A 12819-nucleotide genomic window follows, 5' to 3' on the forward strand; every position below is an offset into this window, starting at 1 on the left:
CATGCATCGCATCATCGCGGCCGTCCTGGCCGCAGGCGCTTGCGCATCGTCGCTGCAAGCGCAGACCGACCCTACTACCGCTACGACGCCCGTGCTTACCCTCGGGCAGGCGCTCGACCGGGCAGGCGCCTCGTCGCCGTTTCAGGACGCAGCGGCGGCCGGCATTCGTGCGGTCGAGGCGCAGCGCCGCGTCGCCGGCCTTCGCCCTAACCCCTCCATCGTCGGCGAGGCGGAGAACGTCGCCGGCACCGGCATTTATCAGGGACTGCGGTCGTCGGAGACGACGGTCGGCCTCGCTCTTCCGCTCGAACTGGGCGGTAAGCGCGGCGCCCGCATCGCGGTGGCCGACGCGCAGATCGAACGCGCCGGTCTGCAGGCCGAGATCGCACGCGCGGACCTGCGGCTACGGGTGACGCAGACCTACAACGCCGCCGTCGCCGCCCAGCGCCGGGTCGCGATCGCGGAAGGTCAGGTGGTCATCGCCGCCGAGGTGTTGCGCGCCGCCCGCGTGCGGGTGCAGGCCGGCCGGGCCTCGCCGCTCGAGGAGCAGCGCGCCGACGTCGCCCGCATCGCCGCCGAGGGAACGCTCCAACGGGCACGTCGGTCGACTGAAGCTGCATCCGGCAATCTCGCCAGGCTGCTCGGCATGCCGGTGGGACAGCTCGATCGCAACTGGTTCGACTTCGTGCCGTCCACTGGCATGTCGCCCCCTACGACATCGGGAACCCTGACGGCCGCAGCGGCGCGCGCCGACCTCAACACCGCCTCGGCACAGGTCCGCCTCGCCCGCAGTCAACGGGTACCGGACCTGACGGTCAGCGCCAGCGCACGGCGGCTGGAGCAGACCAACGACGTCGCGGCGGTGTTCGGCATCTCCATCCCGCTGAACGTCTTCAACAACGGCCGAGCGAGCATCGCCGTCGCAGAAGCGCAGCTCCAGCAGTCGGATGCACAGCGACGCGTAGCCCTGCTCGACGTTGAGCAGGACGTAACGACGGCGCAGGCCGAAGCCGAGAACGCCGCCACCACGGCGCGCAACGCGACCGGACCAGCGCTCGCCGCCGCGATCGAGGCCGCCCGGATCGCCCGCATCGGCTATCGCGAAGGCAAGTTCGGCCAGCTCGACCTGCTGGATGCCGAACGGACGCTGCTCGAGACCCGCACGGCCGCGATCGACGCGCTGGCCGCCCTTCACGACGCGCAGGCTCGCCTGGAACGGCTGACCGCCGCCGCGCCGCTACCCAAGGACGATCAACGATGAACCGCTTGATGAAGGCCGCGATGTCTGCAGCGCTGGTCCTTGCCGTATCCGGCTGCGGCCGATCCGCCCAACCCGCCGAGAGGACCGCCGAGGGCGGAGAGGCGAAGGAGCGTCCCGCCGGCGATCCGACGACCGCCACGCTGACCGCGCAGCAGATCGCCGACGCCGGCATCGAAGTGACGCGCCCGACGGTCGGCGGCGTCGCCGGTGCGATCGAGCTGCCCGCCACGATCGAGGGCGATCCGCAGGGCGTGCAGGTGGTGTCGGCCGCCATCGGCGGACGCCTCGTCTCGCTCACCCGCAATCTCGGCCAGCCGGTCCGGCGCGGCGAGACGCTCGCCGTCATCGAGAGCCGCGAGGCCGCAAGCCTCAACGCAGAGGTGGAAGCCGCGCGCGCGCGCTCGGCGCTCGCACAGTCGCACCTGCGTCGGGAGCAGCGCCTGTTCGCCGAGCGCGTCTCGCCCGAGCAAGACCTCGTGGCCGCCCGCACCGCCGCGACCGAGGCGACCATCGCGCTGCGGCTCGCCCGTCAGCAGCTGTCGGCTACCGGCGGCGGAGGCGGCGCGCTCAACCGCATCACGGTGCGCTCGCCGATCGCCGGTCAGGTAATCGCCCGCTCGGCTACGCTCGGCCAGCAGATCGCTGCCGACGCCGAGATCTTCCGGGTTGCGAACCTCTCCAAGGTGTCGGTGACGATGTCGCTGGTGCCCGCCGATGCCGGACGCGTCGCGCCGGGCGCGCGCGTCGAGGTGGCCTCGGCGGGACGCCGGCAGGAAGGCCGCGTGACCTTCGTCTCGCCGATCCTCGACGAGACCACGCGCCTCGTTCCCGTGATCGCCACCATCGACAACGCTGGCAGCACCTGGCGCGTCGGCGAGAACGTCAGCGTCTCGGTGCTACTGCCGGCCACGGGCGATCGCAGCATCGCCGTGCCATCGGCCGCCGTGCAGATGATCGCCGACAGGCCGCACGTCTTCGTCCGCACGCCGTCGGGCTTCAAGGCGACGCCCGTGACGCTCGGCCGGACCAACGGCGGCTCGGTGACCGTCACCGCCGGCCTGACCGGCGAGGAGCGCATCGCCTCCACCAACAGCTTCACGCTCAAGGCCGAACTCGGCAAGGCGCAAGCGAAGAACGAAGACTAGGCCATGCTCGCCCGCATCGTCACCTTCGCCGTCGAGAGGCGCTGGCTCGTCCTGCTGCTGACCGTCGCTGCAGCCCTCGCCGGGACGTTCGCGATCCAACGGCTGCCGATCGACGCCGTCCCCGACATCACCAACAACCAGGTGCAGATCAACGTAGTCGCACCCGCGCTCTCGCCCGACCAGATCGAGAAGCAGGTCGCCTTCACGGTCGAGACCGCGCTCGCCGGCATCCCCGGCCTCGAGTACACGCGCTCGCTGAGCCGCAACGGCTTTGCCCAGGTCACCGCCGTCTTTGACGAGAAGACGGACATTTACTTCGCACGCCAGCAGGTCGCCGAGCGGCTGCGCACCGCGGAGGAGGGTTTGCCCGACGGCGTGAACCCGGAGATGGGACCGATCGCCACCGGGCTTGGCGACATCTTCATGTGGACGGTCGAGTATCGCGAGCTCGATCAGGTCAATCATCGCAACGGCGAGCCCGGCCTCCAGAAGGACGGCAGCTACATCACGCCCGAGGGTGACCACCTCGTCGATGCCGCCGACAAGGCGACCTACCTGCGCACGGTCCAGGACTGGATCGTCACGCCGCAGTTGAAGAGCAGCCCGGGCCTCGCCGGCGTCGACAGCCTCGGCGGCTACACCAAGCAGTATCTCGTCGTTCCCGACATCCAGCGCATGGCCGCGATGAGGATCACACTGCAGGATCTCGCCACCGCGCTCGAACGCAACAACACCAGCGCCGGCGCGGGCGTGGTCAACCGCAACGGCGAAGGTCTCGCGGTGCGTGCGGACGGACGTGTCCGTAACGCGGACGAACTGGCGCGGACCGTGATCGCCACGCGCGAGAGCGTGCCGATCCTGCTCAGCCAGATAGCCACGGTCCGCACCGGACAGGCACTCCGGATGGGCTCGGCATCGGAGAATGGGCACGAGGTCGTCGTCGGCACCGCGGTGATGCGGATCGGCGAGAACAGCCGCACCGTGTCCACCGGGGTCGGAGAGCGGCTGAAGGAGATCGGCCGGGCGCTGCCAGTCGACATCGTGGTCGAGCCGGTGCTCAACCGCACCGAGCTGGTCAACTCGACCATCGCTACCGTCGCCCGCAACCTCGCCGAAGGCGCGCTGCTCGTCATCGTCGTGCTGTTCGCGCTGCTCGGCAACTTCCGCGCAGCGCTGATCGCGGCGCTCGTCATCCCGATTACGATGCTGCTGACCAGCGTCGGCATGCTGCGTGCCGGCGTCTCGGCCAATCTGATGAGTCTCGGCGCGCTCGACTTCGGCCTGATCGTCGACGGTGCGGTCATCATCGTCGAGAACGCGCTGCGTCGGCTCGGCGAGGCGCAGCACGTTCGCAGCGAACCGCTGCCCCTCCGGCAGCGCCTCGATCTGGTCGCGGCATCGGCCCGTGAGATGATCCGCCCGTCCGTTTATGGCCAGGCGATCATCATCCTCGTCTATGCCCCGCTGCTCACTTTCACCGGCGTCGAGGGCAAGATGTTCGAGCCGATGGCGCTCACCGTCATCATCGCGCTCGTCTTCGCCTTCATCCTGTCGATGACCTTCGTGCCCGCCGCGATCGCTTGTCTACTCAGCCGCCCCGTCGACGAGAAGGAGAGCCGGATCATCGGCTGGCTGCGTCGCCGCTACGAGCCCGGTCTCGGCAAGGCGATGGGGCGGCCGAGCGTCACGCTCGGCGTCGCGGTCGGCGCGCTCGCATTGGCGGGCGTCGCGTTCACGACCCTGGGGCAGGAGTTCCTGCCGCAGCTCGACGAGGGCAACATCCTCGTCCAGGCGGTCCGCATCCCCGGGACTTCGGTCGACCAGAGCCAGGCGATGCAGTTCCAGGTCGAGAAGATGCTCGCCCGGCAGCCCGAGGTGCGCTTCGCCTTCTCGCGCACCGGCACGTCCGAGATCGCATCCGACCCGATGCCGCCCAATGCCACCGACACCTTCGTCATCCTGAAGCCGCGGGCCGAGTGGCCCGACCCTGGCCTCGCCAAGGAGGAGCTGGTGGAGCGGATGGAGAAAAGGCTCTCGACGCTGCCCGGCAACGCCTACGAGATCACCCAGCCGATCCAGATGCGCTTCAACGAGCTGATCGCGGGCGTCCGGGGCGATATCTCGGTGAAGGTGTTCGGCGACGACTTCGGCGGCATGAACGCCGCCGCGGACCGCATCGCCGACATCCTGCGCAAGACGCGCGGCGCCGTCGACGTGCGGGTCGAAGAGACGGAAGGGCTGCCGATGCTCGACATCAGCCCCAACCGCATGGCGATGTCGCGGATCGGCGTCACCGCCGGCGACGTGCAGGACACGGTCGCCGCCGCGATCGGCGGTCGCGAGGCGGGCGTGATCTTCGAGGGCGACCGCCGTTTCCCGGTCGTCATTCGCCTATCGGAGGCGTCCCGGTCGGACCTGACCGAGGTCGCGCAGGTGCCGGTGCCGACCTCGGCCGGCGGTTTCGTGCCGCTGTCGACGGTGGCCGACATCGCCGTCGTCGACGGGCCGAACCAGATAAGCCGCGAGAACGGCAAGCGCCGCGTCGTCGTCCAGGCGAACGTGCGCGATCGTGACGTCGCCGGCGTGGTGGCCGACGCCGGTGCCGCGATCGACGCGCAGGTGAAGATGCCGCCGGGCACCTATGTGGAATGGGGCGGGCAGTTCGAGAACCTGGCGTCGGCGCGCGACCGGCTGCTGCTCGTCATCCCCGTCTGCTTCGCTGTGATCGTGCTGCTGCTCTACGGTGCGCTCGGCTCGGTGCGCGACGCGGTGATCGTCTTTACCGGCGTGCCGCTGGCGCTGGTCGGCGGCGTGCTGGCGCTGACGCTGCGCGGCATGCCGTTCTCGGTCTCTGCGGCCGTGGGGTTCATCGCGCTGTCCGGTATCGCCGTCCTCAACGGCCTGGTCATGGTGTCGTCGATCCACGACCTGATGGCGCGCGGCATGGATCGGGTGCAGGCGGCGCACGACGGCGCCCTGGCCCGTCTCCGGCCCGTCGCCATGACCGCGCTGGTGGCGAGCCTCGGCTTCGTGCCGATGGCGCTCGGCCATGGCGCGGGCGCGGAGGTGCAGAAGCCCTTGGCGACGGTCGTCATCGGCGGACTCATCTCGGCGACGCTCCTGACCTTGTTCGTCCTGCCGACGCTCTACGCGCGCTTCGGGGCATGGTGGGCGCCTGACGACGGTATTTCGAGTGCCAATCGCGATTTGAGCGGTTGAGCTAGGCAAAGGTAATGGCGACCCAGATTCGGCCACTCAGAGCCTACGAGGCGCCGCCCGAAACCGGCCGTCGTTCAGCATCACCGACGGCCGATCAACCACATTTCCGAACCGTCGGTTTACCGCGCCTGCGTACGCTCGATTGGCCGGTCCGTCCCGATGGAGATGATCGATGGGGCACTCGTCGATGGACCCCGCCTTTCACGAACTTCGACCCTGGAACGAGGGCCGGCTTATCGGTGCGAAGCGGGCGCTGAAACAGCAACAGGTCTGGGCCATTCGCTTCTGGCTCGACCAGCATAGACGATTGCGCGACCGAGCGCTGTTCGACTTCGCCATCGACAGCAAGCTGCGCGGCTGTGATGTGGTCAAGGTGCGGATCGGCGATGTAGTTTCCGGCGGGCGCGTCCGTGACCGCGCCGTTGTGGTTCAGCAGAAAACCAAACGTCCGGTCCAGTTCGAGCTGATGGATACGGCACGAAAGACGATGCAGGCATGGTTGGAGCGACGCGGCGGGACACTGAACGACTTCGTCTTCCCGAGCCGGAACGACTACATGGCTCACATGAGCACGCGGCAATATGCCCGCCTCGTGCACGAGTGGGTGGTCGGCATCGGCCTTCCAGCTCAGGATTACGGGACGCACTCGCTTCGGCGCACGAAAGCATCGATCATCTACAAGGCGACTGGCAATCTCCGCGCCGTTCAGATCCTTCTCGGCCATGCCAAGATCGACAGCACGGTCCGCTACTTGGGCGTTGACGTGGAGGACGCTTTGGAACTGGCCGAACGCACTGAGGTCTGAGCCGACCCTCTTGCGGTCATTCAAGACGGCTCTTTTGCTGTCCGACATCCGACGTTGGTTCATGCGCCTGATTGTGCCGAACGCGCGGTTCGCTATCGATAAGAAAAGTAGCGAGGCGGCCCGCGGCGAACGGGTCCGTTTGCAGACCAACTGGCGCCAATCTTCGCATCGCCAAGAAGGCTGTCGGTTGGACGTGACACATAATGGTCATTGGTCTGACCCGTCGTTGCATTCGAAACTCAACGGCACTGCAACAAAGGTGCTCTAGCGCGCAGTCCACAGGCGCCGAGAGAGCCGCCCTTCAGGGAATGTGTCATCATGAAATTCGTTACCGCTAGCGCCGTTGCGGCGCTGCACGTTCTGTTCGCGCCTGCCGTTTCGGCGCAAGCCACCGCGTCCCAAGGGGGTTCGGAGGTCAGCCAGGCCGCAACGGACGCTGTTGGTGGAGATGACATCGTGGTGACCGGCACACGCGAGCGAGGCCGCACGCAGTTCGACACCCTCGCACCCGTCGACGTGCTGCCGGAATCTCTGGTGCGATCCAGCGTATCCGGAGATCTCAACAACGCGCTCGCGCAACTCCTGCCGTCGTTCAACGTCCAGCGCCTGCCGGCCGCGGACGGGCAGGCGTTCGTCCGTCCGGCGACCTTGCGCGGCCTGTCGGCCGATCAGACGCTCGTCCTCGTCAACGGCAAACGCTATCATCGTTCGGCGCTGCTCGGAACGCGCGGCGCGCAGGCTCCCGATCTCGCCAGTATTCCCAGCCTCGCGATCAAGCGCATCGAGGTGCTGCGCGACGGCGCCTCGGCGCAATATGGCTCCGACGCGATCGCCGGCGTCATCAACATCATCCTCGACGACCAGCCGGGGATGGAGGCGTACGGCCAGTTCAGCCAATATTACGCCGGCGACGGCAACAACTACCAGTCGGGCGCCCGCGGCGGCATCGCGCTCGGCGACAAGGGCGCGATCGTCTTGACCGGCCAGTTCGAACATGGCGAGGCGACCTCGCGCACCCGCCAGCGCCCCGACGCCATCGCCTTCCAGGCGGCGAACCCGACGCTCGCCGTCCCCAACCCGGTGCAGCGCTGGGGCCAACCCGATGAAGAGCGCGTCCGCGGGGCGATCGACATGCACTACGACCTCGCGCCCGCCGCCACCGTCTATGTCTTCGGCACGGTGCAGCAGGGCGAGGGGCTGACCGACTTCAACTGGCGCAATCCGTCGAACACCGGCAGCGTGTACAACGCCAGCAGCGCATTTCCCGGCTTCAGCTTCCGCAGCATCTACCCCGCGGGCTTCACGCCGCGCTTCGGCACGACCTTCACCGACCTGCAATTGGCCAGCGGTCTGCGCGGCAACCTGTCGGACGCACTGAGCTACGATCTCAGCGCGTCGTCGGGGCGCAGCCGCATCGACTATACGCTCGCCGAGACGCTGAACGCCTCGCTCGGTTCGGCCAGCCCGACCAGCTTCTACCTCGGCCGCCTGACGCAGCGGGAAACCAACCTCAACGCCGACTTCGTCTATCGCCTGCCCGTCGGTGGCGTCGAACCGCTCAACATCGCCTTCGGTGGCGAACGGCGGATCGAGCGCTATGCGGTCGGTGTCGGCGATGCCGCCTCCTATGCGATCGGCGCGGGCGCCGCGACCGGCCTTGCCCCCAACGCGAACGGCTTCCCAGGCTTCGGCCCGCAACAGGCGGGCAACTTCAAGCAGACCAGCAATGCCGGCTACGTCGACCTCGCCTGGCATCCGATCACGATGCTGACGCTCGGCGCGGCGGGCCGCTACGAGGACTTCTCGAGCTTCGGCGACAAGTTCACCTACAAAATCTCCGGCCGGATCGAACCTGTCGCATGGCTCGCGCTGCGCGGCACCTATTCCACCGGCTTCCGCGCGCCGACCCCGGCACAGCTCAACACCCGCGTGGTCAGCCAGGGCCTCGACACCCGCACGCTGCAGGTGTTCAACCAGGGCCGCCTCGCCCCCACCGACGCGCTCGCGGTCGCGCTCGGCGCCAAGCCGCTGCGCCCCGAAATCTCGCGCAACATTAGCGCCGGTCTCGTCGCGCAGACGCACATCGGCCTCGGCGCGACCGTCGACCTCTACCAAGTCGACGTCGACGACCGCTTCAGCCAGTCGGCGACGATCACGATCCCCGCGGGCTTTGCCAATCCCGACCGCTTCACCTCGATCAGCTACTTCACCAACGACTTCAACACCCGCACGCGCGGCGTCGACGTCGTGGTCAGCTACGCCCGCACCCTCGGCGGCGGCCGCGCCAGCGCGACGCTCGCCTACAATTACAACCGCACCAGCGTGCGCAGCGGGACGAGCGCGGCGATCGCCAACGACACGCAGCGCCGCATTTTCCAGGAACGCCTGCCGCAGCACAATGCGACCGGCACGCTGGGCTACGACATCGGCCCCGTCGGCGTGATGCTGCGCGGCCGCTATTACGGCCCGTGGACCGACGTGACCGGCAATGCGACCGGCGAATTGTTCCAGCGCTTCGGCGGCCTCGCGCTTTTCGACGCCTCGCTTACCTATCGCATGACGCCCAACATCTCGATCCGCGGCGGTGCGGAGAACATCTTCGGCACCTATCCGGCGGAGGCGACCAACCAGGCCAATCGCGGCCTGATCTATTCGCGCAACGCGCCCTACGATACCGATGGCGGTCGCTATTACGTCCGGCTGGGGTTGAGCTTCTGATGATCGATCGGCGCGCGCTGTTGGCCGGCGGGTTGGCCGCTACCCTCTCCCTGCCCGCGCGCGCCGCATCGGCACATCCGGCCGCCGACGACGAGGCATTCTGGGCCAAGGTCGCCGCGGAATACGACGTACCGCAGGACGTCATCCAGCTCGAGAACGGCAATTGGGGCGCGATGCCCCGCCCCGTGCGCGCCGCCTACGAACAGGCGGTCGCGCGCGTGAACCGCGACACCAGCTACTACGCCCGCCGCGGCATGCTCGCCGACCTCGCCGCCGCCCGCACCGCCGTCGCCGCCGAACTCGGCGTGCCGGCGGACGAGATCGCCTTCACCCGCAACGCCACCGAGGCTCTCAAGGCGCTGATCCTCGGCTATAATCGCCTGACGCCGGGCGACGCGATCCTCTACGCCGATCTCGATTACGACAGCATGCAGGCGTGCATGGAGAGCCTCGCGCAGCGCCGCGGCGTCCGCGTCCGCCGTATCGCGCTGCCCGAGCCCGCGACCCGCGCCGGCCTGATCGACGCCTATGCGCAGGCGATGGTGGACGAACCGCAGCTGAAGCTGATCCTCCTCACCCACATGAGCCACCGCACCGGCCTGGTCATCCCGGTCCGCGAGATCGCCGCGATGGCGCGCGCGCGTGGGATCGACGTCATCGTCGACGCTGCGCACAGCTGGCAACAGCTCGACTTCACGCTGCCGGACCTCGACTGCGATTTCGTCGGGTTGAACGGACACAAATGGCTCGGTGCGCCGCTCGGCGTTGGGATCCTCCACATCCGCAAAGGTGCGCTGTCCCGCATCGACCGGGATCCCGCCGAAGACGCAAGCGGCCCCGACACCGTTATGGCCCGCATTCACACTGGCACGCTTGATTATGCTTCCTGGCTTACCGTACCCGCTACGCTGGCCTTCCAGCAGCGGATCGATCGCGCCGCCCGCGCCGCGCGGCTGCGCGCGCTCCGTGATCGCTGGGTCCGACAGGCGCGGGCGATACCCGGCATCGAAATACTGACGCCGGACGATCCGATGTCGCATGGCGCGATCACATCGTTCCGGTTCCGGGGGATAAGCAGCCCGCAGGCGAACGCCGCCATTGCCCAGCGTCTTCTTGAACAGCATCGCATCTTCACCGTTCATCGGATAGGAGCCGCCAGCGGAGCATGTGTCCGGGTAACGCCGTCCCTGTTCAACTCAGCAAACGATGTCGACCGTCTAGTCGAGGCCTTGTCGGCCTTTAACTGATGCTACGCGGGGCGTCTGCAATGATGCCGATGCCGTAGAGGTCGGAATTGACGCCACCCTGCCGAAAAATGGCTGCGGCACCTAGCGATCATCAACTTTCTGGAGCACGAGACGGCGCTAACGGTGATATTTCATCAGAGCCCGGGATTGCCAAGATAAGGGTATTAAGGACAATATACTGCATCTAACCCAATCCCAGCCATTCCCGGCACCTATCCGCCTCTCCAATTTCCGACGTTCATTCAGCCTTGCGTTGTCATCCTGCTGAGCTTTTGGAACTGAAAGAATTGCGACGACGCCGCCTTTTTTCTGGCGCACAACTTGGACGACGGCTTTGTGATAAATCCCGGCATTCGCCGATCTACGGAGAGAATGAACGATTGCCCATTTTAGGACGTATGTGAAATGAGTAACGTCGCATTGCAGCGCTGCTGCAACCGCCCCTTTGTGGGCGGGCCTATCCAATTCCAGCCCATCCCGAGCTATGATGACAAGCACGCCAACGTCTCGGCCTTCAGGCAACCGCAACTGGCTCGGCATCTTCCTTGGAGTTAGCGGTTGGATGACCGCATTTGGCCTTGGATTGCTAGACCTTCCAGAGAAGATCAATAAATTCTACAAGGAACTTCCTCAAGCGGAAGAAAACACAGGCATTTGGCCGCCGATAGACAAGCGCTTCGCCGGCGCTTGGAAAATGGTGCCACAATGCAAAAACGATCCATTCGAAGTCGGCGATCTGGACAATCCCGACGAGAAACCGGAGCCCAAAAGCCACGGACTGGATCTGGAGCTTACCTTCGATGGGCAGGTCGTAAGCGGCGATATTATGACGGACAAACTGGCAACCGGTTATGTGACGCCAGAAGTTGCAATGATCGGTCACGCTGTCGGGCCAACCGCACATATGCGCGTCGTCGACTGGATAGATGGGAAGGCCATCACCGTGGCCTGGCTCGATGTTTCGCGAGCTGGCGACAACTGCCTAGATTTTACGGCCACAACCGACGGAATGAACTATTTTCCTAAGCATGCATCACTCGCCCGTCAGAGTGATGAGGAGTACAAAAGCATTCCTCGTCGTCATGAAATGATAGATCAAGTGATTCAGAAGGTCTTTGCCGAGCAAAAGGCTAAGGCCACAGCGAAATGAGCGAAAGTCTCAAGGTGCGCGGATTGACAGATGTCGGTTTAAATTTCCGTTCATAGCACCACTTCGAATGACGTGATCTGGTCGCCTCCTGCGCTTCCCTTGCAGCGAACTGACCCAAAGTCGGACGTTCACACCTCCGGTTGGCTCACCCGATTCCGGTCATCCGTTCATCCAAGAATGGCGTTGATTTCAGAGTGCTGCCGTGAAGGGCAATTGCCTTCTTCGTGCGAGCATCTCACACCTACGCAGTGCCACCCAACCGATCCGATCTCGCCGACTTCACCTACTTCCTGGCGATCGCTCGGCATCGCAGCTTCAGCCGTGCGGGGTTGGAGTTGGGTGTCACGGCCTCGGGTCTGAGCCATGCGCTAAAGGGATTGGAGAGCCGGCTCGGCGTCCGCTTGCTCAACCGCACGAACCGCAGCGTCACGCTCACCGCGGCTGGCGAGGCTTTACGCGATGCAGTGGAGCGACCGTTCGCGGAGATCGGCACGGCGGTGGAAAGCCTCAACCGCTTCCGCGACACGCCGGCCGGTCGGATCCGCCTGAACGTCGTCGCCGACGCCGCGACCTTGCTGCTCGGGCCGGTGATGGCGACGTTCGCCGACCGCTATCCGGATGTCGAGGTCGACATCGTCGCGAGCAACCGCATCATCGATGTGGTCGATGCCGGGTTCGATGCAGGCATCCGCCACGGCGGCACAGTGCCGGAAGACATGGTTGCGCAGCGGCTGTCCGCTGATCTGCGCTGGGTCGTCGCCGCTTCGCCAGCCTATCTGGAGCGGTTTGGCACCCCGGAAAGTCCGAACGACCTTGCCGGACTTCGCTGCATTGGCGTGCGGCTTGGTGACGATCGCATTTACCGGTGGGAGTTCGAAGGACCAGACGGGGAGTTCGCTGTACAGGTTGCCAGCCGCATCACCGCCGACGATGGCCGCGCCATGCTGGCGATGGCGCTCAGCGGGACGGGGCTGGTCTATGGCGTTGAGCCGCTCTTCGCTCCCTATGTAGCATCTGGCGCGCTGTCGCTGGTGCTGGAGACATGGTCGACTACCGGTCCGGGCTATGAGCTCTACTATCCCAGCCGGCGCCATGTGCCGACTGGGCTCAGGGCGCTGATTGACCTGATCAAGGAGCTGCGACCACTCGGGCTCTGACCCGCCATGTTGAGCGCTGCTCACAAGCCCATGGAGAACAGCGGGGCTAATCCCCGCCGGTCGGGAGGCCTACCTCGAGTATAACGACGCGCCCCTGCGCTCGGCTCGAGGAGATTT

General features: G+C 66.3%; 8 protein-coding genes. All 8 read left to right on the top strand.

What is annotated here, in order from left to right:
* Nucleotide 1: 1 nt before the first annotated feature.
* The 8 genes from AC1RTO_RS17750 to AC1RTO_RS17785 all read left to right on the top strand — a co-directional run bounded on the left by AC1RTO_RS17750 (nucleotide 2) and on the right by AC1RTO_RS17785 (nucleotide 12702).
* A complete protein-coding gene (locus AC1RTO_RS17750) occupies nucleotides 2-1261 on the top strand; it encodes a TolC family protein (RefSeq protein ID WP_493162136.1) in 1260 nt (419 codons plus the stop codon).
* Complete coding sequence (locus AC1RTO_RS17755; RefSeq protein WP_493162137.1) at nucleotides 1258-2406, top strand: efflux RND transporter periplasmic adaptor subunit; 1149 nt, start codon at nucleotides 1258-1260, stop codon at nucleotides 2404-2406. The genes AC1RTO_RS17750 and AC1RTO_RS17755 overlap by 4 nt, the downstream gene beginning before the upstream one ends.
* A gap of 3 nt (nucleotides 2407-2409) precedes the next feature.
* Entirely contained in the window at nucleotides 2410-5625 is a 3216-nt protein-coding gene (locus AC1RTO_RS17760) for an efflux RND transporter permease subunit (protein WP_493162138.1), read from the top strand.
* A 187-nt stretch (nucleotides 5626-5812) separates the two neighbouring features.
* Complete coding sequence (locus AC1RTO_RS17765) at nucleotides 5813-6430, top strand: tyrosine-type recombinase/integrase (RefSeq protein WP_493162139.1); 618 nt, start codon at nucleotides 5813-5815, stop codon at nucleotides 6428-6430.
* Nucleotides 6431-6748: 318 nt separating this feature from the next.
* The gene (locus AC1RTO_RS17770; RefSeq protein ID WP_493162140.1) at nucleotides 6749-9148 is read left to right on the top strand and encodes a TonB-dependent receptor plug domain-containing protein; all 2400 of its coding nucleotides are present in this window, start codon (nucleotides 6749-6751) and stop codon (nucleotides 9146-9148) included.
* Nucleotides 9148-10395 carry an aminotransferase class V-fold PLP-dependent enzyme gene (locus AC1RTO_RS17775; protein WP_493162141.1) on the top strand — a complete coding sequence of 416 codons (1248 nt, stop codon included), beginning with the start codon at nucleotides 9148-9150 and terminating at the stop codon, nucleotides 10393-10395. Before AC1RTO_RS17770 ends, AC1RTO_RS17775 begins: the two co-directional genes overlap by 1 nt.
* Before the next feature lie 484 nt (nucleotides 10396-10879).
* Entirely contained in the window at nucleotides 10880-11545 is a 666-nt protein-coding gene (locus AC1RTO_RS17780) for a hypothetical protein (RefSeq protein WP_493162142.1), read from the top strand.
* Nucleotides 11546-11793: 248 nt separating this feature from the next.
* Complete coding sequence (locus AC1RTO_RS17785; RefSeq protein ID WP_493162143.1) at nucleotides 11794-12702, top strand: LysR family transcriptional regulator; 909 nt, start codon at nucleotides 11794-11796, stop codon at nucleotides 12700-12702.
* The last annotated feature ends 117 nt before the right edge of the window (nucleotides 12703-12819 follow it).

The organism is Sphingomonas sp. GW821-FHT10F09, from assembly GCF_058809195.1.